Here is a 20,610-nt window from a genome sequence, read left to right as displayed (position 1 = left end):
GGTTCAGCTGCCGGCGCGGATGTGGGTGAGGCGGGTGGGGATGCTCGGTCTCGGGGCGCGCCATCTCCCGTGGGGGTCCCACCAGGCCGGTCCGCGGATCTCGGGGACGCCGGCGTTCATCCGGATCTCCCACCCCGACGTGTCCAGCGACCGGTGATGCCACCAGCACAACGCGACCCCGTTATCGGTATGGGTCGGCCCACCCCGCGCATGCTCGACCACGTGATGGATCTCACACCACGACGCCGGGACATGACACCCGGGGATCAGGCACTCCTTGTCGCGAGCGAGGATCGCCCGCCGTTGATGCACCGGGAACACCCGATCGGTGACACTGATGCCCCCGATCCGTCCCTCGTCGAAAAGGACACGTTGGATCGACCCGGCACAGGCCGTGTGCGCAGCGACATGCAGCCCGACTGGGGCGAGGGACCCGGCGATCCGCGCCCACCCGGTACCGGCCGCGACATCCTTCGCGTCCACGTGCACGACCAGCGTCGGCGACGCTCCACCCAGAGTGGGCATCTCCTCATGCCGCGCCGCGATCCCCAGCGCCGCAGCGAGCGCGTCGTGCCGCTTCTGTCCCGCACTGCGCCGATCAAACGCCTCCGGCTCATCGGCGGCCGAGTCATTCCGGTGCGGCTCATCCGTGCGCGCTGCGTCCCCTGGGGGCTGATCGGAGTCCTGGAACTGCACGCCGGGCATCGGGGGTCCGTCGGTCTTCGGGTTGCATCGCGCGTCGATGATCGCCTGCAACTGCGCCGCGACATCCGGGAGCAGATGCCCGCGGATCGCATGCAACCCGTCCTTCAACCGGCCGATCGTGAGGGACCGCTGATGCCGCGCGCCCTGCTCCGACGGCTCCGGACCGTCCGGGTCCCACACCATCGCCAACACCTGCGCGAACTGCCGCAGATCCTCCGGCGTCGCCGCGGGCGCGTCATCCGCCTCGGGTGCAGCGTCGATGTCGCTGTCATCCGCGTCGGTCTCGACATCCCGCTCCGCTGCACGGCACCCGCGGGCGTAATCCGCGAGCGCGGCATCCGCTTCCCAGAGAATTTCGCGCCCGAACCGGTGCGCGGCCCTGTCGATCGTCGTGATCGCCGCAAGGAAACCCGCAACCCCGACCACACCGTCGAGCAGCGCTTCCCGCAACGCCGGATACCGGGCAGGCAACCGCTCCCCTGACGACGGGCTCACGTCCCGGCGCACCGCATCCGCGACCTTCCCGACCCGCGTCGCCCCGGCCACATCCACCCGCAACACCCGCTGCAACAACTCGTTCTGCCCCCGACAGCCGAACGAGTGCGAGAAATCCGGATCCGCGGACGCGGTCGTCTCGACCACCACCGCCTCGATACGCCGGAACGCCGCCCCCGCGATACGCAGCACATCCATCCGCTCCGCGTCAGGCAGACCCGCCAACCCGTCACCGGACAGCACAGAATCGAGCTCGGCGACGACCCGATCCAAGATGTCCGTGCGGCTGTTCATAACCCCCAGTCAACCTGGGGCCACCGACATTCAGACCCATAAAAGACCCCGATCAGAATGCTTTTCCGGTATATCAGAATGCAGTTCCAGAGCCTTCGCTTCGTCTCCGCCCGAGCAGACGACCACCGCCGAAGCCGCGACAGCACAGACATGGCTCGTCGACGCATTCAAGGACCCACGGCATCCGGCACCTCCACGATTTCGGAATCGGGGGAAGATGCCGCGGACGCAGGGACGCACATGGCATCGACCCGCTCGAGGGCAAAGAAAATGACCCTCCGCGCACCCAGCAGAGCCCGGTTACCCTTGCTGCGTTTCCGCCCTGGGGGAATTGGCCTGGATGCCGCCACGCGGAGAGCCGAGATCCATCCTAACCCGACGCGCACGAACCCCCGAATCGTGGGGCGACCGCGTCCGCATCCTCAGGGAAAGCTGCCAGAGCGCCGACCCCTCCGCAGGGTTACGATCGAGTAACGCGCACCGAGGCGCCAACGCGAGAGGGAACGCATGCCAGAGAACTCCCCCCGGATCCCGGCGATGATCGACGCCGACGCGTTCGCCGCGCAGACCTCGGCGATCCTGTCGTCGATCGGCCAGGTGATCGACGGGAAGCCGGATGCCGTGCGCAGCGCTCTCGTCTGTCTGCTGGCGGAGGGCCACCTTCTCATCGAGGACGTTCCCGGGGTCGGCAAGACCATGCTGGCTCGAGCCCTCGCTGCGAGCGTCGACGCGACGGTGCGCCGCATCCAGTTCACCCCCGACCTGCTCCCCGGCGACGTGACCGGCGTCTCGGTCTACAACCCGGTCGACCGCGAGTTCGAGTTCAAGCGCGGAGCGATCTTCGCGCACATCGTGATCGCCGACGAGATCAACCGCTCCTCCCCCAAGACGCAGTCCGCCCTGCTCGAGGCGATGGAGGAGGGCCAGGTCACGGTCGACGGCGCCACGCATCCGCTGCCGAAGCCGTTCCTCGTGGTCGCGACGCAGAATCCCCTGGAGATGGAGGGCACCTACGCGCTGCCGGAGGCCCAGCGCGACAGGTTCATGATGCGCATCTCGATGGGGTATCCGGATGCCGCCGCCGAAGCCCTCATGCTCCGCCAGCGCGATGTGGTGAATCCGCTGGCCGCGGTCTCGCCGGTGGCGAACGCGGTGTCGATCTCGCAGCTGATCGCCTGGGCCCGGTCGGTCCATGTCGCCCCGGCCCTCGAGGAGTACGCGGTCGCGCTCGCCCAGGCCACGCGCTCCGACCCGAACCTCCACCTCGGGGCGAGCCCCCGCGCCACGCTGCAGCTCGTCCGATCGGCCAAGGTCTGGGCAGCACTCGACGGGCGCGACTTCGTGATCCCGGACGACATCACCGCGCTGCTGATCCCGGTGCTCGCCCATCGACTTCTTCCCGCACGCGGTGCGCATCGCGCCGGCGCGCAGCCCGTCGAGGCCGCTCTCACCCAGATCGTGGAACGGGTGCGCGTCCCCGTCGCGACGCGCTCCTGACCGGGACCCCCGATGCGCCGCCGCCGAACACTCACCGCACGGGGCACGGGTGCGCTCGTCGCGGCGCTGGGGTGCATGATCGCCGCCAACCTCGTCGGCGCGCGCATCCTCCTCTATCTCGGCCTGCTGCTCGCGCTGCTGACGCTGTTCTCGGTCATCGCCGTCCGCGTGCCCCGTCGCTCCGGCACCGTGACGCGGCGCATCTCCACCGACCTGCTCACCGTGTCGGAGGCGTCTCGGGTGACCGTGCGCTTCACCCTCCGCGCTCTGCGGGTGCCGCGCGGACTCTGGCATGATGTGCTGCCCGATGCGGTGACCGGCGATTCCGGCGGCGAGTATCCGCCGGAGACGGGACAGCTCAGCTATCTGATCACCGGAGTGCGCCGCGGCGTCTGGCCTCTCGGACCGCTGATACTGCGCACCGTCGACCCCTTCGGCCTGGCGCAGCGCGAGCAGTCGTTCGGCGACACCCGGAGCATCACCGTCGTGCCGGAGATCTTCACGCTCGCACCGCTCGCCGTGCGCGTGGGAGCCGCCGGCGGCACCGCGCACACGTCGTCGAGCCGTCTCGGTCAGGGCAGCGACAACCTCTCGCCGCGCGGCTACATCCCCGGCGACTCCATGCGCCGCATCCACTGGCGGGCGACCGCGCACCGCGGGCAGCTGATGGTGCGGCAGGAGGAAGAGGAGTCCAGCCCGGATGCCGTGGTCGTGCTCGACCGCAGCGGTCGACGGTGGGACACCCCGGGTGCGCACGCCGACCCGGCCTTCGAGACCGCGGTGTCGATGTGCGCCTCGACGGCCGTGCACCTGGCCGGCGAGGGATACAGCGTCGACGTGATCGACAGCGCCGGCGCGCTGCTCGGCACGCTGCGCGGCCACGAGGACGATCGCGACGGGCTGCTGGTGGCGCTCGCCATGGTCGCGCCGCGCGGAGAGAGCCGGGACCTCGCCACGCTCATCGGGGGAACGCCGCCGGGGCCGCTGGTGTACATCACGGGTCGCCTGGACGAGGAGGACGCCGCCCTGCTCCGTCCGTCCGGAGCGACAGCGCCGATGCTGTTCAGCACCGAGCTCCTCGACGGCGCCGCGGCCGCCGCCACTCAGCACGGCTGGACCGTGTCGCCCCTGGGAGCCGACGTCGCCGAGGCCTGGGAAGACGCGGTCTCCGCGCGGATCGGTGTCGGTGATGTTCCGCGCTGAGCGAGCGGCGACGGCGAGCGCGCGCCCGACGGCGCCGCCGCGCTGGCACCGCGAGCACGAGGACCCGGCCCGTGTGGTCGCCACGGGGGCACTCGCCGCAGCGGCCTCCTTTGTCGCCCTGTGGCCGTTCACCTCCGTCATCGATCCGGGCGCGTGGTCGTTCACCGTCGTCATCGTCGTCGTCGTGGTGGCGGGTACCGGGATGCTGATGCGCCACCTCCTGCGGCGGCGGCCGCCGTGGCTCGGCGACGTGCTGACATTCGCCGTCCAGCTGGTGGTGGCGGTCGCCGTGGTCACGCAGCTGGTCGCCGGCGACACCGCGTTCCTCGGCATCTTCCCGACCTCGACGACGCTGACCCTCTTCGGCGCCCTCGGCGCCGCCGCCTGGGAGCAGGTCGTCTTCGGAACAGCACCACTCGACCCCTCACCCGGGCTCGCGGCGGCCATGGGCTCGGGGTTCGCTGTCATCGCGATCCTCCTGGATCACCTCGTCGCGCACCGCTCCGCCGTGATCGCGGCGCTGCTGACCGGAGTGGTCGGCGCGATCCCGATGATCGTCACGCTGGGCGAACCCCACGTCGTCTGGTTCGTGATGCTCGGCGTGCTGGTCCTCATCCTGTTCCGGTTCACCGCGCGGCGGCATCCGCTCTCCCCGAGCCGCTCGTCCACGTCGATCGCCGTCACCGTCGGCGCGGCGGCCCTGGCGGCGACCGTCGTGATCGCCCCCGCGCTCCCGGTGGCCGCGAACCTCGCGGGAACCGGGGTCGGCGTCACGGTCGACGCCTCCCTGCGGCTGGGCGACGATCTGCGCCAGCCGAACCCGGTCGAGGTGCTCACCGTCGCGGCGAAGGGCGAGATCGCCCCGTACCTGCGCCTCACCACCCTGTCGCGCTTCGACGGCCGCGTCTGGCAGCCGGATCGCGGCGATCTGCAGTCGCAGGACGAAGGCTTCGGCGACCCGGAGTGGAGCCCGGACGTCGCGACCGAGGAGCAGACGACCTCGATCCGCATCCTCCGCATGTCGAGTTCCTGGCTGCCCGTTCCCTATCCGGCCACCAGCGTGCAGGGTCTCACCGGCTCCTGGCGGGTGTCGGTCGACAACCGCACCCTCGTCTCGCGCAGCGCTGATGCCGCGGGCAACGACTACACGGTCGGATCGACGCGAGTGACCCCGACCCTCGAGCAGATCCGCGCCCTCGATGCCGCGCAGCCCGTCATCGATCCCGACGCGGAACCGGTCGAGCTGCCCGAGATCATCGCGGCTCTCGCAGACGAGGTCACAGCGGAGGCCGGCACCGACTACGACCGGCTCGTCGCCCTGCAGACCTGGTTCCGCTCCGAGTTCATCTACTCGCTGGAGACCCCCGTCGAAGAGGGCTTCGACGGCACCGGCGCGGAAGCGGTCGCCCAGTTCCTCGATGAGCGATCGGGTTACTGCGTGCACTTCGCGGGGGCGTTCGCGCTCATGGCGGAGAGCCTCGGGATGCAGACGCGCATCGTCGTCGGCTACCTGCCCGGAGCGCTGACCGACGAGAAGCGCGGCGAGGAGTCCGTGTTCTCGGTGTCCAGCGATCAGCTGCACTCCTGGCCGGAGGTGCTGTTCCCCGGCGTGGGGTGGGTGCCGTTCGAGCCCACCGCCTCGCTCGGTGTTCCGACGGCCTTCCGTGCCGGCACGGTCGAGGGCGGCGGGACGGGCGGACCTTCCGCTCCCGCACCGACGACGGCTCCGCAGGCCGAGGAGTCCTCGGGACCCGAGATCGAACGCGGCGACGCGGCGGACGATGCCGGCGCCGGCGGAGAGCTGCGCCGACTCGACCCGTTGCCCGTGGTTCTCACGGCGGTGGGAGCGATCGTGCTGCTGCTCCTCCCCGCTCTGATCCGCCGCATCGAGCGGGTGCTGCGTCTGCGCCGCGCGGCACGGGGCGATGCGGCGGCGGTGTGGGCCGAGCTGCGCGACACCCTGATCGATCTGCAGCTGCCGGTCTCGGATGCCGACACCCCGCGGATGCGTGCGGCTGACCTCATCCGGGACAGCGCCGTCGATCCGGAGGCGATGAGCCGGCTGACGGATGCCGTCGAACGGGCGAACTACGCGCGCACCGGTGCGGAGCCGATCGACCTCGCCGCCCCGTTGGGTGTCGTCCTCGGACGCCTGCGTCGCAGCGTCGATCGTCCGACGCAGGTGCGCGCCCTGCTCCTCCCCCGCTCGCTGTTCGCGACGAGGAGCACGGCGGGGGCGGTTGCGGCCTGAATCTGCGTCAGGCCGCGTGCGCGGCGCAGGGCACGGACTCGCAGTCGGCGCAGACGACGAACTGGGCTCGGCAGGAGAGATCGGGGCAGTTGGCCGTGCGCTTGGTCGCCGCACCGCAGCCGACGCATTCGCCGACGATCTGCGCATGCTCGGAGAAGTCGATCGAGCCACGCTTGTCGAAGACGTAGAGCGAGCCCTCCCACAGGCCGTCGTCGCCGTACTTCTCGCCGTAGCGGACGATCCCGCCTTCCAACTGATACACCTCGCCGAACCCGCGCGCCGTCATCAGGCTGGACAGCACTTCGCAGCGGATGCCACCGGTGCAGTACGTGACGACGGGCTTGCCCTTGAGATCGTCGTAGGCGCCGGAGTCGAGGAGCTCGACGAAGTCCCTCGTGGTCTCGGTGTCGGGAACGACCGCTCCCCGAAAGCGACCGATCTGCGCCTCGAGGGCGTTACGCCCATCGAAGAAGACGACGTCGTCACCACGCTCGTCCACGAGCTCGTGCAGCGCTTCGGGCGTGAGCCTCGTTCCTCCGCCGATCACGCCGCGCTCGTCGACCTTCAGCTCACCTGGGGCGCCGAAAGACACGATCTCGTCGCGCACCTTGACGCTGAGCTTGGGGAAGTCGAGGCTGCGTCCCTCGGCATCCAGCCCGGTCCCCTCGCTCCACTTGATGTCGGCATCGGCGAAAGGGACGTAGGAGCGGAAGGAGCGCGACCACTTCTTCAGCGCACGGACATCGCCTCCGAGCGTGCCGTTCACGCCGTCCTTCGAGATGATGAGGCGCCCGCGCAGGCCCAGCGCCTCGCCGAGGTCGCGCTGCCAGAGGCGGATAGCCTCGGGATCGGCGAGCGGCGTGAAGGCATAGAACAGGACGATCTTCGGGGTTGCCACCTAGGGATCCTACGTCGTGTCCCCCGGCCGGTCCGAACGCTGGGACGCTGCGCGGCTGCCTCATCTCACGTCACGGTTCATGAACGAGAGCAACCCTGCCAGGAGAGCCGCCGTCACCCATCCGGCCGTCACGAGGACGGCCGTGGAGCCGTCGAGACTCTCTCCCGGCATGATCCCCACGGCAGCGACGTCGAATCGAAGGGCCTGCAGCATCGCAAGAAGGGGCAGATAGACGGCCCCGGCCTTCCAGAAGATCGCGACCAGAAGCCCAGCACCCATCGACAGCGACGCGGCGAACAGAGCCACGAGATGAGCCTGTACGACGATTCCGAGCCCCATCCCCCAGAGCCCGGCGATGGCGCCGAGCGCGAGCGTGGATCCGACCGCTGTCCCGTCCAGCGCGATGCCGCCGATCGCGAAGGCCAACGCCGCGTGACCGCCGGCGAGTCCCGCAAGAGCCACGACCGCCCCGCCGAGGGCAGAAGCGGGTGCCCTGACGAGGAGAGTCACCCACCGGGGCTGCAGCACCAGACGCTGGGCCACCACACCGTCGCGCCGATCGAGGGTGTAGCGGAAGGAACCGTAGACGGACGCGAGGACTGCGCCGTACGTCGCGAGCACGGCGGTGAACGGCGCGGTGAGTGCTGTCCGGACGTCGGCCGGCGCCTCGGCGAGTTCCGGCGGGATGCTGGTCGCCAGGGAGAGAGAGACCGCGAGCGCCGCCACCACCACCCAGAGCAGAACGATGTCGCCCGCGAACGTGCGAACGTGCGCTCGAAGAGCCTGGCCGATCACCCCACCCTCCTGCGGCCACGGGCCCACGCGATCGCGACCAGCCCGGCGGCCCACGCGACACCGACGCCGAGGGCCGGGAGGAACTCGAGCAGGCGGTCCTGATGTCCCGGGACACTCAAGGCGGCGATGGCCATCCCCGGCGAGAACCTCGCCACCTCGGGTGCGGTGCGCAGCAATGCGAATTCCACCGCCATCGGGAAGACCAGGACGATGGCGGCGGTGACGTAGTAGTTCCGGGTGATCCAGCCGACAGCTCCTCCGATGAGTGCACCGAGAATCGCACCGACCAGAGCACCCGCGTACACGCGCCACGCATCCTGTGTGAGAGTGAGCCCCAGCCCGTTCTGGGCCAGGATGAGCGATACACCTGCTGTCCAGATCACGAAGATGCCCGCGGACAACACGATGGAGATGGCGGCACCCGCCACCAGCTTTCCCGAGAAGGCGCGACCGAAGCCGACTCCGGTGAGCGTCCTTTCGATCGAGCCGTAGTAGTACTCACGTGTGACCCCGTACGCACCCACGAACGCCGCGGAGATCCCGGACCAGGCGAGCGGCTCCAGAAGTCGAACGGTGGCCGCGCCGGAGTCGAGCCCGGCGAGAGCCAAGCGCGAACCGTCGGAGAAGAGAACGAACGCCGGGACGAGGAGCGCGACAAAATAGACGGCCAGGATGGAGAGCCCGCTCAGGGAGCGCAGGACCTCGCTCTGGATCACACCTCTCATGCCGACACTCCTTCGACGAGATCGAAGTACTTGCTCTCCAGCGAGTCGGATTCGTTCGTGACGAGGTCTTCCAGTCGCCCGGCGAAGAGCGCACGTCGCTTGATGACGACGACCTCATCCACGACCTGTTCCAGCTCGGCGAGCTGATGGCTGGCGATCAGCACGGTGCCGCCGCGCGCGGCATAGCCGCGCAGGAATCTACGCAGCCAGCGGATTCCGTCGGGGTCCAGCCCGTTCGCCGGCTCGTCCAGGACGAGTGTGCGAGGCGAACCGATGAGAGCGGCGGCCAGACCGAGGCGCTGCGCCATCCCCGTCGAGAACGTCTTCACGCGACGACGGGCATCCGCGGCCAGTCCCACCTCCTCCAGCACCGTATCTACTCGGCCCCGAGGAGCGCCCGCCGCGAGCCGGGTGATCTCCAGATGCCGGCGCGCCGTGATGCCTGCTTCGAAACCGAACCCGTCCATGTGGACACCGACGTGCGCTGCGGGGTTCTCGAGTGCGGCGAAGGGCGCGCCGTCGATCAGACTGTCGCCGATCGTCGGCTTGAGCAGGCCGACGATCGTCCGCAGCGTGGTCGACTTGCCGGCGCCGTTTGGCCCCAGCAGGCCGACGATCGACCCGCGCGGTACGACGAACGACAGCTCCTCCACTGCGACCCGCTGGCCGTACCTCTTTGTGAGTCCTCGGACTTCGATTGCGTTGTCGTTCATCTTCGCTCTCTCCTAGTTCTCGATCTGAAGGGCCGACAGCGGCCATATCACGCCCGTCACCCAGAGCGTCTGCCACAGGTTTCCCACGCCGAGGTCGACGCGCGCCTGTCCCGTCGAAGGCAAGCTCCCACTCCCCTCGGACACGTCCACCCCGGCGACGATCACCGCGGGGACCGACACAACGTTCGCCCTCACGGGAACCAGAGCGTCGAGCGGAACCTCGGTCGGTTGGGGTCGCCGGGGGCGGGTCGTTCCCGCGCCGATCTGCTCGTTCACGAGGAGACCGCTGCTCATGAGCTCCACACGGGATCCGGCGGGCACCTCCACCCCAGCCCTGTCGCCCGCGTGCACGAGGAGCACGCGGTCACCGTGTGCGGTGAAGCCGTACGTGGCCGTCATCGGCACGGGGATGAGGGCTCCGGCGATCGCGACGCTCGCGATGAGAGCGGCATTGACCGAGACGAAGCGGAGCCGTGAGACCCCCGACCTCAGGACGCGGTGCAGTGCCCGGAAGACGATCCCGATGCCGACGAGGACCACGACCGCTTCCAGCGCCACCACGAGCAGGCCGAGGATGGGTCCTCCTCCGGCGAGCGCCCGAACTGCGCGTGAGACCGCGAACAGCACCAGGAAGACCGGAGCCATGAGGCTCGCCAGGCCGAACGGCACGCTCCACCACCTCTCCAGGCATCTGCTCGTCCGCTGTCCGCCGAACAGGAGACGAGTCAGGAAGTCCGCGCCGTCCCGAATCGATCGATCTCTGAGGTTCGGCTCGTCCATCGCGCTCATGAGCGCGATGTACCCGTCGAATCGCACGAACGGAATCAGGTTGACCAGGACGATGCCCGCACACGCGACCGCGAGGAGCAGGAGCGTCTGCCTGACCCCCGGCTGCGGGAGAATGAGCGCGACGACGAGCGCGATCGCGGCGACGACAGCATGCACGGCAGGCCCCGCGAGCGCGACCGCGACACGTTGCCGACGATCAGGGAGGCGCCACCCGTCAGTGACATCCACGAAGAACGCGGGTGTGAGGTAGAACAGCATGAAACCCGCGCGGCGCGGGCTGCCGCCGAACCTCGTGAGCGTGAGTCCGTGGGCGCTCTCGTGGAGCAATGTCAGGATCGAGAGTGCCGCGAGAAGACTCACGAGACCGAGCAACGGTACCGGCGCGGACAGAACGTCCAGCAGCTCGCTCGCCTGCAGGATCGCGGCGACCAGTCCCAGGCAGAACAGCACGGCACCTGATATCAGAGCCGTCCGGCGGGAGACCGGCACCATCGATCGGTCGAGGCGGTCGAAGATGCCCGGCGCACGAAGCGTCGCGAGTTGCAGGGTGAGCGGGGGCCGGTAGGTGATTCGGCCCGGCGGGAGCTTCGTGTCTCCTTCGAGTAGCCCGTTGGCGCGGAAGCGTCGGACCAGCTCGAGGAAGCTCTCCAGCGACTCGGATGCGGCGAAGCGCTGGTGCAGATCATGGAGCGCCGTTTCGCCGTCCATCGCTGTCAACAGTTCGGCGACCGTCCGGGAGACCCTCGACGTCGGCACTCCATGCAACACCGTGATCCGCACCGCTTCATCGGGCGCTCCCTCGAAGACGACACCGGAAGCGAGCCGCGGCCGAGCGTCGGCAGCGAGCGGGGCCGCTTCCGGTGAGTTCCGTCGGTGAGTGAACCTAGTGAGCGGCATCGTCATCCACCACTTCCGGCGGTCCCGCCCACGACGTCGTGAGAAGGAGGATGTCCGCTCCGTGGTGCGTTCGCACCGGAGAGACGGCAGGTGGGTCGAAGCCGGCTTCGATGAGCTCCTGCGAGAGGATATCGTGGTCGAGCACCCGCAGTCGGCTGGTGAGGACGGTGACTTCGCCGCCCTCCGTCACGTCGGAGGCCCGCACCCAGTTGACGACGCGCACCGCGCCGCCGTCTTCGATCTGCTGGGAGAAGAGGTAGATCTCGTCTCCGTCAGGCCCGGGCACCCTGATCTCCTGGTCTCTGGACTCCGAGAGGCCCTCCGCAGAGATACCTCCCGCGATGGTGAAGGCGAAGACGCCGTCGGCCGCGAGGTGGCGCCGCACGTTCGCGTAGAGACGCGATCTCCCTATGCGATCGAGCAGGGTGATCGACGTCGCACCGATGATGATGAGCCCGAATCGACCCGCCAACGCGAAGTCGCGCATGTCCGCGACAGCACAATCCAGCATCGGGTGGTCGGGCAATGCGCGTCGAAGGTGGCGGAGCATGTCGTCGGAAAGATCGATCGCGGTCACCCGTCGTCCGGATCTCACGAGCGGGACGGTCAATCTCCCGGTACCCGCCGCGATATCGAGAATCGGATCCGCGGAGTTTCTCGCAAGCGCCAACACTTCTCGAATCTCTGCTCGGTCGGGCCCGACCAGCCGTTCATAGAAGTCGGTGCCGGTACCCGCGTACAGGTCCTGCTCCTTGGGGACCGCACCGGCCATGTCGAGTCGCGCCGCCATGGCATCGGTAATCAGTCGTGACATGCACACCTCACCTTTCAATGGGAAGGATCGGGTGCGGGCGCGGTGTTGCGCCCGCACCCGATGTTCAGGTCGCGATCGCTGCGGCACCGCCGATGATGGCGATGATGTAGCTCGCGTGCTCCCACCATTCGAGAGGTGCGTCAAGCTGTTCGAGTTCGATGAAGTCCAGCGTCTCTGTCTGCAATTCCTACCTCCTGGGTCAACCTTGTGAATGCTCTTCCTACGTCAGAGCGAGAATCCCGATGATGACGCCCACGGCGAAGCCGCGCATGAAGTCATCGGTGTCATTCAGCGCCTCCATGGCCTCGAGCTCCGTGAACTCGAGCTTCGGTGCTGCAGTTCGCATGCTCATTCCTTTCCTCGTTCGAATCCTTCGATCGCCGAGATCATGTCGCGATGGCCGCGGCGGCGCCGATGAGAACCAGCGCACTGATCGTGCCCTTGTAGAAGCTCTCCCAGCTCGGGGCCTCCATCGCGTCCAGTTCCTGGAAATGGATCTGCATTTCAACGTTGCTGTTCATTCAATTCACCTCCTCCGAAGTGGTTCCGAAGGTCGGCATGCGTTGCCGACCGGCTGAGCACTCCAGCGGGAATCGCGGAGCACATCGCGGAAGTCGTCTGACGCGAGATCGCGAAGCATCGGCTGGCGAGACCCCCATGACTTCTCTGTGGCGGAGGAGATGCGGCTGAGGACGTCCGCGGTCGGAGTCGGCGGAAGCGGGATCTCCCACTGGTCGACGAGGGATGCGATCCCGGCCACCGGTTCGCGCGGCAGTCCCGACCCGCTCGTGCCCCTCTCCCAGAAGTCCTCAAGACTCTCCCGGTCTCCCCATCGGGAGTCGCCCGCGCAGATTCGACGCCATACCGCGGCGATGACCGCCGCCGTGGCGACCATCTTGCGAGCCCCGAGCGCGAAGGCGACCTCGTTCGCCAGGTACCAGTGACGGGCGCCGAACGGGTCGTCGCCACGGAGTGCGGCGCTGCGCTGCGTGGCCGCGCTCAATCGGGCGAGACGCAGCCGTCCCGCAGCGGAGCCCTCGTCGTACGAGGCCGTCTTGAGAAGCGCCCGGGCGAGAAGGACAGCGTCGCTTTTCGCCCTGGTGCTGCGCCGCTCGCTCGTCGACACTCCGGCCAGACGGAGGAATGCCTCGATCGCCCCCTCTCTCACTGCGGCACGCGTGAGAGAGCTCAGATTGTCCGGATCGATGATGGCGTGGCGCGGTCGCAGGAGGCGCCCGACGATGAGCCGGTAGCCGCTGTCGTTCCTGAGGATGCCGACGCTGTTCGTCTCCGACGACGTGCCGATGGTCGTCGGCACGGCGACGATCTCGATGGGAGGTGGCGCATCGGGCAGCAGTGTCAGCGCGAACCTCGACGCGTGCCCGACCGCATAATCGAAGACGCGCCCCCCGGCGAGCGCCAGAGCTGCGATCTTGGTGGCGTCGAGGATGCTGCCTCCACCGATCGCCACGATGATGCTCGGTGGCCGACGTACGATCTCCTGCGCGATCGTGACGACAGTGGTGACGTCGATCGAGCGCGCGTCCAGCCTCACCATCCTCGCCGAGCCGGCGATCAGGACGGGGACCGTGATCGCGGAATCTGCGATCACGAGGGTCTCACGCCCGGCGGTCAGGCGTCTCGTCACCTGACGCGCGACCCCTCGCCCGTGCCAGAGCGTCGGAACCCGACCCGTGAACTCGGGGGTCATGCTGCCGACTCCGCTGCGTGCGCCAGCCCCGCGCGCACAGCCGTATCCGTCTGGAGGAGCTCCGCGGCTGTGAATCCGTACGCCGGGATCAGCTCGACGGAACTGGGCCCGGGCTGAACCAGAACGCCGCTCTCTGCGATGGCGGAGACGACTCGAAGGACCTCATTCGCCGAGAGGAGGCTGTCATCGGGGTTGCGAAGCCCGAGTCCCACGAAGCAACCGCGGCCCGTCACCTCAGCGACCAGACCCTCGGCCTTCAACGACGTCGCCATCTCCCACAGGCCCGTCGCGAGCGCCCGCGCGGTCGACTGCACGTCGATGCGGCGCAGTTCCTCGATCACCGCGATGATGGCCGCGGCGCACGCCGGCGTTCCCGCCTGCGTCTCACCGTGGACGAAGGTCCACCCGCCGCGCGCGAACTCGGATGCGACACGAGAACCCACCAGGAGCGCCGCGGCGCCCATGGCGCCGTTCGTCAACGCCTTCGAGAGCAGGAGAACGTCGGGAGCGGCGGCCCACACATCGGTGGCGAGCATCGTGCCTGTGCGACCGAAACCCGTGGCGACCTCATCCGCGACGATCAGGAACCCGTACTCCTCTCGTAGAGCCAGCAGACGATCCACGAACGCATCGGACAGCGCGTGCGCTCCGCTGCCCAGGACCGGCTCGACGACGACAGACGCGACCCTGGCCCCCTCACGCTTCAGCAGCGTTTCGAGTTCCTCTCCGTCATCGGAGTGAGCGACATGTCTCACCGATCTGCGGTCGACGGCGTAGGCGGATTGAAGGAGATCGTCGCCGCTCAGCGCATGGCTGCCGTACATCGTGCCGTGATAGCTGCCCTTCAGACCCACGACGAGCGAGCGGGATCGAGCCGCTTTCTGCGCCCAGTACTGACGCGCCAGCTTCATCGCGGCGTCATTCGCCGCTCCGCCCGACGTGGAGAAGATGACGCGGCTGTACCTCGTCGGGTTCGCGAGCTCCACGAGTGCCTCAGCGGCGGCCTCCGCGTACCGATGCGACGCGCGGAACAGAGTCAGGTAGGACGCGTCGTGGGCGGCCCTGCTCACGGCATCGGCGACCGCCGGATTGCCGAAACCGAGCGGAACGTTCCATAGTCCGCTCGTCGCGCAGAGGCGCGAGGAGCCGTCGGCGAAGTCGATCCGATGCCCAGCGGCGCCGACAGCGACTCGATCTTGCGTGAAGGTCGTGTCGGCTGGGAGCATCGAGGCCCAGAGCGCATGCAGGGCGCTCACCCGCGCGTTCCCGATGTCGGAATCGACGAGTCGGCTCGCCTGCCGAAGTGGACGTCGAGCGCGCCGACGGCATCGATGCACAGCCTGCTCGCGTCAGAGGCTGTCGTACCCAGCAGTCGCGTGATGCGCTCTGCCGCGACCTCGGGCGCGCTCGAGGTCTGGAGGATGGCGACCACCGTGGCCGTGACCGGCGAGAGCAGCTGACGGCGCAGGGTTCCGGTGTCGGCGAGAAGGAAGCCGTCGCTGGTCTCCAGCAGGAACGGATCCGACATCAGCGGTTCGGCGTCGGCGCGTCCGTCCTCGACGAGCTCCCAGCCGAAGCCCGCCATCTTGGCGCCCCCGTTTCCGAGCTGGAGCATTTTGATGAGATCCGTCGCGTCGAGGTAGCGTCCGATCCAGCCGCGGCTGGTCAGGTCGGCCGTGAGCTCATCGCGCGGCGCGATGCCTCCCAGCGCCGCGATGCGAGGCAGAGGGACGGAGAGCAGGGCACGAAGATCGTCGACGCTGCCGATGACCTCACCCCGGAGACCGACGCTGACTCTGCCGTCCGAGCGCACTCTGAGGGCGCTCGGAGCCGCCCGCTCATGGGGCTTCGCCAGGGCAGTGCGATCCCCGAGGATCACGCGAGGATCGATCAACGCAGACGGAAAGACCCCGGTCTCCCGAGCGATTTCCGCATCAGCCAGGAAGGCGTACCAGCCGGGCAGGTCGACGAGGCACACCGCCGTCGGTCCGAGAATCTGGACGAACGCCGCGGAGACGTAGTCCTGAAGCTCGACCGAACGCTCTCCGAAGAACAGCTCGTCGCCGATCTCGTCCAACGCTCCGCTGTAGCGAACGGCGCGGGCCCGTCCGTTGTACGGTTCGCCGGCCATCGGCAGAAGGACCACATCATCGCGGCCGGCCACGTCGTCGATGTCCGCTGCGGCGGCTCCGCGCTCCACGAGGATTACCTGCGAGTACTCCTCGCAGCGTCCGGTGATCCATTCGCGAAGCGCCCGTGCCCCGACGACTTCCAGGTCAGTCACCCTTTCGTCACTTCGCATCAGACGCCTCCTCGCGGTGTGCTCCGGCCGACCTGTCGGAGTGCGCCGTCGGGAAGGAGTCGACCGGAGGATCCTGCGGTGGTACCGGCGCTGTGACGAAGTCGACCACCGGCCGTCGGCCGTTCAGGTCCGGCGCGACAGCTGTCGCGGTACGTTGACGACGCCCCGTCGACCACGCTGATCCCATGTCCATTCGTCCCCCAGAAGATGCACCGAGGAGGCAGTGAAGACATCATCCGGTCGACTCTTTTGCATCCCCATGCGAGGACCTTATGTCCTCACCTGAGGGTAAACGGATTACTCCATCGAGTGCAATATTTCAGCAGGCCGTGCCCCCGCTGTGGAGGAAAAGTGAGCGTTGAATCAGCCTCAGACGGCGCGGAATCCCGGGCCCTGCGGGTCGACGATCACCCCGGAGATCTCGTCGATCCCGAGCACCGGGAACCGCGACACCGCGCCGATCTTCTCTGCGCTGCCGAGCACGAAGACCTCTGCGCTGCGAGCGGCGAGAGCCCGCTTCGTCACCGCATCGTCGAGTTCGCCGGTCGTCAAGCCGTGCGTCTCGTGGATCCCCGTGACGCCGAGGAAGAAGGTGTCGGCGGCGAGCCGGGCGATCGCCTCCTGGGCGAGAGCGCCGCCGGCCACCGCCGAGTGCCGGCTGAGCTCGCCACCGACCATCAGCACGCGAGCGCTCGAATGCTCGAGCGCCGCCAGCGCCACGGCGGGACTCGGAGTGATCACGGTCAGGCTCGCACCGTGCGGAAGCATGCGCGCCATCGCCAAGGTCGTCGTCCCGGCATCCAGGATGATCGTCGACGTCGGACGGATCAGAGCGACAGCCGCCCTGGCGACCCGCTCCTTGCTCTCGCTCGCCACGCCCAGACGCTGGGCCACGGGCGCGTCGGCCGCCGGCACGGGCAGCGCTCCGCCGTAGACGCGGATGCACAGCCCCGCGTCGGCGAGCTCGCGGAGATCTCGCCGGATCGAATCCGCGGACACTCCCAGCTCGGCCGCCGCCGTCTTCGCGACGACGCGCCCCTCAGCGGCGAGGAGTCCGAGGAGATGTTCCTTTCGCTGCGCACCCAGCATCCGCACTTCCTCCTGTTGTTGCATGATCTTGCACGGTTAACGCTACAGTGTCCCCCATGAAGAAGCCACTCCTGATCCTGATCGCCGGTCCCTACCGATCCGGCACCGACGGCGACCCCGCCGCGATCGCTCGCAACCTCGAACGCCTGGAGACCGCCGCCGCTCCCATCCACCGCCTCGGCCACGTGCCGATGATCGGCGAATGGGTCGCCCTCCCGACCCTGCGCGGCCTCGACGAGGCGGAGACAGCGCAGCACGACGTGATGTACGAGACGGCCGCACGACTGCTCGAGCACTGCGATGCGGTGCTGCGGCTTCCGGGGGAATCCGCCGGCGCCGACAACGACGTCGCCATCGCCCTCGAGCGGGGCCTGCCCGTCTATCACCGCATCGAGGAGATCCCCGCCGCATAGACGCGGTCACTCGGCACCCGGCCGATCGGATAAGATGAACAGGTTGTTCCTGGTGACGTGTCCGAGCGGCCGAAGGAGCACGCTTGGAAAGCGTGTGTTGTGCAAGCAACCGCGGGTTCGAATCCCGCCGTCACCGCCAAAACGCATGAAGGGTCTCCGCGCCAGCGGGGGCCCTTCATGCGTTTTATCGAGCAGCCGTGTCGAACGTCACTCCGTACCTGTGCGCCTCGCCGGGCAGGCGCGTCATGCCGAGTCGCTCGTAGAACGCGGCCGCGGCCGAGTTCTGGGGATCGATGCCCAGGTGCAGCCCGCGCACGCCACGCCGGGTCAGCTCGGCGAACAGCGTCTCCATGAGTCGGCGCCCGAGGCCCTGCCCCTGAGTCTCGGGGAGGAGGTCGATGTGCAGGTGAGCCGGGTAGTCGGAGACCTCGGCGTCGACGCCCGGTGCTCGCTCGTATCCGTACTCGATCATGCGATCCTCGCGGGTGACCACCTGCTGCGGTCGCGGGAAGCGCTCCCGGAAGGCCGGCCACCACTCGTCGCGGAACCACGTGTAGAACGCATCGGTGTCATCGGTCCCGACGATGTATCCGATCGTGCGCCCGTCGTCCGTCTCCACGACCCAGGCGAGATCCGGATGCCGCTCCACATACGGGACCGCGAACAGCTCGCCCCACAGGTCGTCATCCGAGAGGATGCCCGTCGCGTCCGCTCCCGCATCGGCCGTCTTCGTGCAGATCTCGTAGATCGCGGCACGATCCGATGGACGGTAGGGACGGATGCTGCTCGGCACGAGGACTCCTCTGAACGATCGGGGTCCCGTCAGCCTACCGGCGCCTCGACGGGCTCTTCGCGACGGTGTCGCACCCACGGCAGCAGCCAGGCGGCGAGCACCAGCACCACTCCCGCTCCGACGAGTGCTCCGCCGAGAGTGTCGCTCGCCCAGTGCACCGAGAGGAACGTGCGCGAGAGCGCCATCGCGAGCACCCAGAGCGCGCCGAGGAGCGCGGTCCAGGCCTTCGGGAACAGCACCCAGACGACCAGGGCGATCGTCGCGGCGTTCGCGGTGTGACCCGAGGGGAACGACCCGTAGTCGCTCACCACGAGCATGTCCTCCGGCCGGGCTCGCCCGAACAGCTGCTTGAGCAGCTGCACGGCTCCCGCGCTCGCAGCGAAGCAGATCGCCGCGAAGAGGGCGCTGCGCCAGCGGCGTGCGAGCAGCAGCGCGACGATCGCGAGGAGCGGCACCCCGAGGATCGCGACCCATCCGCCGCCGACCCAGTTCAGCGCCAGCGCGAACGAGTACATCCAGTCACCGCGGACGCTCGCGATGAGCTCGTTCCACCACCGGTCGAACCCCGGCGTCTCGGAGTACCCGAAGACCACGAACGCACCCAGAGCCGTCGCGAGGACGAGACACCCCACGCCCCACCACAACAGCATCCGTCTGCTCATCGTCCCATCATGGCCGATGAACCCTGTGCACTCAGGGAGTGAGCATCGCCACGGTGCGCGGACGCACGATGAGCCACAGCGACAGGACGCCGATCACGGCGCAGCCGACCATGACCGACGCCATCGTCGTCGCCGTGATCCCGGCGTCCTTCGAGATCCACCCGACGATCGGCGAGATGAGCCCGGCGACGCCGAAGTTGACCGCGCCGAGGATCGACGCGGCTGTGCCGGCCGCCTTGCCGTGCCGGTCGAGCGCCAGGACCTGCACGTTCGGGAACGTGAACCCGCAGGCGGTCATGAACACGAACAGCGGAACGACCGTGCCCCAGAGTCCGAGGCCGAGCTGGTCGGTCACGATGATCGCCGTGCCCGCCAGCAGCAGGATCGCGGTCGAGTACGCCAGGACCCACTGGGGACCGAAGCGTGCGGCGAGGCGCGAGGCGACCTGCACGCCGGTGACCACGCCGAGAGAGTTCACCGCGAACAGCAGACCGTACTGTTGCGCGTCGAGGCCGTGCGTCTCCTGGAAGAGGAACGGCGAGGCCGACAGGTAGGAGAACAGTCCGGAGAAGCTCATGCCGCCGATGATCAGCACGCCGATGAACACGCGATCCGAGAGCACGGACTTGTACCGCTGCAGCATGGTCGCGCCGCCGCGTCCCTGACGCCGCGCGACGGGCAGCGTCTCGGGGATGAACAGGATCGCCGAGAGCAGCATGATCACGCCGTAGGCGGCGAGCACCACGAAGATCCCGCGCCAGGGCATGAGCGTCAGCAGCCACGAACCGATCAGGGGCGCGACCACGGGGGCGACCCCGGACACGAGCGCGAGCCGCGACAGCATCACGACCAGCCGACGCCCGCCGAAGAGGTCGCGAACGATGGCCATGGCCACGACACCGCCGGCGGCGGCGCCGATGCCCATGAGCACGCGGGCGGCGCTCAGCAGGCCGAGGTCGGGTGCGAACGCCGCGGCGACGCTCGCGAGCACGTGCAGGGCAGTGACGGCGATCAGCGGGAACCGTCGCCCGACCTTGTCGCTGAGCGGCCCGACGACGAGCTGACCGAGCGCGAAGCCGATCATGGTGCCGGTGAGCGTCAGCTGGATGGCGGCGGCCGTCGTCTGGAAGTCCTCTTCCAGCACGGGGAAGGCAGGCAGGTAGAGGTCGATCGTGAACGGTCCGAGCGCCGTGAGGGCGCCGAGCAGCACGATGTACAGGGTTCGCCGGCCGAGCGAGATCGCGTCTCCCGGGTGCAGCATGATCGGCGCAGTCGCCGGATTGCTGCCCAGGGTGCGGATCGCGCCGGTGGCGCTGGACGTGCGGATGCTGCCCGTCGGGGTGCGCTCGGACTGCGGGGTCGTCGGGATGGAGTCAGTGTGTGGAGCGTCGGACACGACGGTCCTTCCGGAGGTCAGGCGGGGGCGCGCGAGATCGAAACGATTCGACCGGGGAAAGCACCAATGCTATCGCTTCGACGGGCTCAGCGACCCATCCCGGAGGATCAACGACCGCCCCGGATGCGCAGCGACCCAGCCGCCGAGATCCCGCGACGCCGCCGATCC

The 20,610-nt window shown here is 68.7% G+C and carries 21 protein-coding genes, 1 tRNA gene and 1 other RNA gene; 5 read left to right on the top strand and 18 right to left on the bottom strand.

The window, feature by feature from the left end:
- Positions 1–3 precede the first annotated feature (3 nt).
- Both LBN7_RS15035 and ffs read right to left on the bottom strand, forming a co-directional pair.
- Positions 4–1,494 carry a DUF222 domain-containing protein gene (locus LBN7_RS15035; protein WP_407360106.1) on the bottom strand — a complete coding sequence of 497 codons (1,491 nt, stop codon included), beginning with the start codon at positions 1,492–1,494 and terminating at the stop codon, positions 4–6.
- 266 nt (positions 1,495–1,760) lie between these two features.
- An RNA gene (ffs, locus tag LBN7_RS15030) (signal recognition particle sRNA small type) lies at positions 1,761–1,857 on the bottom strand.
- Between the two features lie 144 nt (positions 1,858–2,001).
- Between ffs and LBN7_RS15025 the strand changes: the two genes are divergently transcribed.
- Genes LBN7_RS15025 through LBN7_RS15015 form a run of 3 tightly spaced genes read left to right on the top strand, consistent with a single transcriptional unit; the run spans position 2,002 to position 6,445 of the window.
- A complete protein-coding gene (locus LBN7_RS15025) occupies positions 2,002–2,991 on the top strand; it encodes an AAA family ATPase (protein ID WP_407360105.1) in 990 nt (329 codons plus the stop codon).
- Between the two features lie 12 nt (positions 2,992–3,003).
- Positions 3,004–4,194, top strand: a complete 1,191-nt coding sequence (locus LBN7_RS15020; protein WP_407360104.1) for a DUF58 domain-containing protein — start codon at positions 3,004–3,006, stop codon at positions 4,192–4,194.
- Complete coding sequence (locus LBN7_RS15015; protein WP_407361725.1) at positions 4,181–6,445, top strand: transglutaminaseTgpA domain-containing protein; 2,265 nt, start codon at positions 4,181–4,183, stop codon at positions 6,443–6,445. Before LBN7_RS15020 ends, LBN7_RS15015 begins: the two co-directional genes overlap by 14 nt.
- Positions 6,446–6,452: 7 nt before the next feature.
- Here the strand turns inward: LBN7_RS15015 and LBN7_RS15010 are convergent, their stop codons facing one another.
- From LBN7_RS15010 to LBN7_RS14950, 13 genes are all read right to left on the bottom strand, one after another.
- Complete coding sequence (locus tag LBN7_RS15010; protein ID WP_407360103.1) at positions 6,453–7,343, bottom strand: rhodanese-related sulfurtransferase; 891 nt, start codon at positions 7,341–7,343, stop codon at positions 6,453–6,455.
- 60 nt (positions 7,344–7,403) lie between these two features.
- Positions 7,404–8,138: a hypothetical protein gene (locus LBN7_RS15005; protein WP_407360102.1), complete on the bottom strand. Its 735-nt coding sequence runs from the start codon at positions 8,136–8,138 to the stop codon at positions 7,404–7,406.
- Positions 8,135–8,863 carry an ABC transporter permease gene (locus tag LBN7_RS15000; RefSeq protein ID WP_407360101.1) on the bottom strand — a complete coding sequence of 243 codons (729 nt, stop codon included), beginning with the start codon at positions 8,861–8,863 and terminating at the stop codon, positions 8,135–8,137. Before LBN7_RS15000 ends, LBN7_RS15005 begins: the two co-directional genes overlap by 4 nt.
- On the bottom strand, positions 8,860–9,576 hold the full coding sequence (locus tag LBN7_RS14995) for an ATP-binding cassette domain-containing protein (protein ID WP_407360100.1): 717 nt from the start codon (positions 9,574–9,576) through the stop codon (positions 8,860–8,862). Before LBN7_RS14995 ends, LBN7_RS15000 begins: the two co-directional genes overlap by 4 nt.
- A gap of 12 nt (positions 9,577–9,588) precedes the next feature.
- A complete protein-coding gene (gene mpaP / locus LBN7_RS14990) occupies positions 9,589–11,268 on the bottom strand; it encodes a daptide biosynthesis intramembrane metalloprotease (protein ID WP_407360099.1) in 1,680 nt (559 codons plus the stop codon).
- Entirely contained in the window at positions 11,249–12,076 is an 828-nt protein-coding gene (gene mpaM, locus LBN7_RS14985) for a daptide-type RiPP biosynthesis methyltransferase (RefSeq protein ID WP_116635955.1), read from the bottom strand. The genes mpaP and mpaM overlap by 20 nt, the downstream gene beginning before the upstream one ends.
- Positions 12,077–12,140: 64 nt before the next feature.
- Positions 12,141–12,260 carry an MpaA3 family daptide-type RiPP gene (gene mpaA3, locus LBN7_RS14980; protein WP_341944813.1) on the bottom strand — a complete coding sequence of 40 codons (120 nt, stop codon included), beginning with the start codon at positions 12,258–12,260 and terminating at the stop codon, positions 12,141–12,143.
- 36 nt (positions 12,261–12,296) lie between these two features.
- Positions 12,297–12,422 (bottom strand): MpaA2 family daptide-type RiPP, encoded by a 126-nt coding sequence (mpaA2, locus tag LBN7_RS14975; protein WP_279303212.1) that lies wholly within the window; start codon positions 12,420–12,422, stop codon positions 12,297–12,299.
- A gap of 40 nt (positions 12,423–12,462) precedes the next feature.
- The gene (gene mpaA1, locus LBN7_RS14970) at positions 12,463–12,597 is read right to left on the bottom strand and encodes an MpaA1 family daptide-type RiPP (protein ID WP_407360098.1); all 135 of its coding nucleotides are present in this window, start codon (positions 12,595–12,597) and stop codon (positions 12,463–12,465) included.
- A 5-nt stretch (positions 12,598–12,602) separates the two neighbouring features.
- Positions 12,603–13,787 carry a daptide-type RiPP biosynthesis dehydogenase gene (mpaC, locus tag LBN7_RS14965; protein WP_407360097.1) on the bottom strand — a complete coding sequence of 395 codons (1,185 nt, stop codon included), beginning with the start codon at positions 13,785–13,787 and terminating at the stop codon, positions 12,603–12,605.
- Positions 13,784–15,043 carry a daptide-type RiPP biosynthesis aminotransferase gene (gene mpaD / locus LBN7_RS14960; RefSeq protein WP_407360096.1) on the bottom strand — a complete coding sequence of 420 codons (1,260 nt, stop codon included), beginning with the start codon at positions 15,041–15,043 and terminating at the stop codon, positions 13,784–13,786. The genes mpaC and mpaD overlap by 4 nt, the downstream gene beginning before the upstream one ends.
- Entirely contained in the window at positions 15,040–16,089 is a 1,050-nt protein-coding gene (mpaB, locus tag LBN7_RS14955; RefSeq protein ID WP_407360095.1) for a daptide biosynthesis RiPP recognition protein, read from the bottom strand. Before mpaB ends, mpaD begins: the two co-directional genes overlap by 4 nt.
- A gap of 369 nt (positions 16,090–16,458) precedes the next feature.
- Positions 16,459–17,178, bottom strand: coding sequence for a DeoR/GlpR family DNA-binding transcription regulator (locus tag LBN7_RS14950; RefSeq protein ID WP_407360094.1), 720 nt, complete (start codon positions 17,176–17,178; stop codon positions 16,459–16,461).
- 56 nt (positions 17,179–17,234) lie between these two features.
- Here LBN7_RS14950 and LBN7_RS14945 point away from each other — a divergent pair, with 56 nt between their 5' ends.
- Both LBN7_RS14945 and LBN7_RS14940 read left to right on the top strand, forming a co-directional pair.
- On the top strand, positions 17,235–17,591 hold the full coding sequence (locus LBN7_RS14945; RefSeq protein WP_407360093.1) for a DUF4406 domain-containing protein: 357 nt from the start codon (positions 17,235–17,237) through the stop codon (positions 17,589–17,591).
- 51 nt (positions 17,592–17,642) lie between these two features.
- Positions 17,643–17,730: transfer RNA gene (locus tag LBN7_RS14940), tRNA-Ser, on the top strand.
- A gap of 45 nt (positions 17,731–17,775) precedes the next feature.
- On the opposite strand, the gene LBN7_RS14935 is transcribed toward LBN7_RS14940, so the two are convergent.
- From LBN7_RS14935 to LBN7_RS14925, 3 genes are read right to left on the bottom strand one after another with little or no spacing between them, the layout of a single operon-like run.
- The gene (locus tag LBN7_RS14935; RefSeq protein WP_407360092.1) at positions 17,776–18,384 is read right to left on the bottom strand and encodes a GNAT family N-acetyltransferase; all 609 of its coding nucleotides are present in this window, start codon (positions 18,382–18,384) and stop codon (positions 17,776–17,778) included.
- A gap of 29 nt (positions 18,385–18,413) precedes the next feature.
- On the bottom strand, positions 18,414–19,046 hold the full coding sequence (locus LBN7_RS14930) for a phosphatase PAP2 family protein (protein ID WP_407360091.1): 633 nt from the start codon (positions 19,044–19,046) through the stop codon (positions 18,414–18,416).
- Between the two features lie 31 nt (positions 19,047–19,077).
- Positions 19,078–20,442 carry a multidrug effflux MFS transporter gene (locus tag LBN7_RS14925; RefSeq protein ID WP_407360090.1) on the bottom strand — a complete coding sequence of 455 codons (1,365 nt, stop codon included), beginning with the start codon at positions 20,440–20,442 and terminating at the stop codon, positions 19,078–19,080.
- Positions 20,443–20,610: the final 168 nt, after the last annotated feature.

The sequence above is a fragment of the Microbacterium sp. LBN7 genome (assembly GCF_045690345.1).
Taxonomy (GTDB): Bacteria; Actinomycetota; Actinomycetes; order Actinomycetales; family Microbacteriaceae; genus Microbacterium.
The sequence above is the reverse complement of the archived record's forward strand: the minus strand, read 5'-3'. Positions and strand labels throughout refer to the sequence as shown.

Coding starts and splice junctions, on each gene's coding strand:
- LBN7_RS15035 (WP_407360106.1), bottom strand. CDS start 1,494: ATGAACAGCCGCACGGACATCTTGGATCGGGTCGTCGCCGAGCTCGAT.
- LBN7_RS15025 (WP_407360105.1), top strand. CDS start 2,002: ATGCCAGAGAACTCCCCCCGGATCCCGGCGATGATCGACGCCGACGCG.
- LBN7_RS15020 (WP_407360104.1), top strand. CDS start 3,004: ATGCGCCGCCGCCGAACACTCACCGCACGGGGCACGGGTGCGCTCGTC.
- LBN7_RS15015 (WP_407361725.1), top strand. CDS start 4,181: ATGTTCCGCGCTGAGCGAGCGGCGACGGCGAGCGCGCGCCCGACGGCG.
- LBN7_RS15000 (WP_407360101.1), bottom strand. CDS start 8,863: ATGAGAGGTGTGATCCAGAGCGAGGTCCTGCGCTCCCTGAGCGGGCTC.
- LBN7_RS14995 (WP_407360100.1), bottom strand. CDS start 9,576: ATGAACGACAACGCAATCGAAGTCCGAGGACTCACAAAGAGGTACGGC.
- mpaP (WP_407360099.1), bottom strand. CDS start 11,268: ATGACGATGCCGCTCACTAGGTTCACTCACCGACGGAACTCACCGGAA.
- mpaM (WP_116635955.1), bottom strand. CDS start 12,076: ATGTCACGACTGATTACCGATGCCATGGCGGCGCGACTCGACATGGCC.
- mpaA2 (WP_279303212.1), bottom strand. CDS start 12,422: ATGCGAACTGCAGCACCGAAGCTCGAGTTCACGGAGCTCGAGGCCATG.
- mpaA1 (WP_407360098.1), bottom strand. CDS start 12,597: ATGAACAGCAACGTTGAAATGCAGATCCATTTCCAGGAACTGGACGCG.
- mpaC (WP_407360097.1), bottom strand. CDS start 13,787: ATGACCCCCGAGTTCACGGGTCGGGTTCCGACGCTCTGGCACGGGCGA.
- mpaB (WP_407360095.1), bottom strand. CDS start 16,089: ATGCGAAGTGACGAAAGGGTGACTGACCTGGAAGTCGTCGGGGCACGG.
- LBN7_RS14950 (WP_407360094.1), bottom strand. CDS start 17,178: ATGCTGGGTGCGCAGCGAAAGGAACATCTCCTCGGACTCCTCGCCGCT.
- LBN7_RS14945 (WP_407360093.1), top strand. CDS start 17,235: ATGAAGAAGCCACTCCTGATCCTGATCGCCGGTCCCTACCGATCCGGC.
- LBN7_RS14930 (WP_407360091.1), bottom strand. CDS start 19,046: ATGAGCAGACGGATGCTGTTGTGGTGGGGCGTGGGGTGTCTCGTCCTC.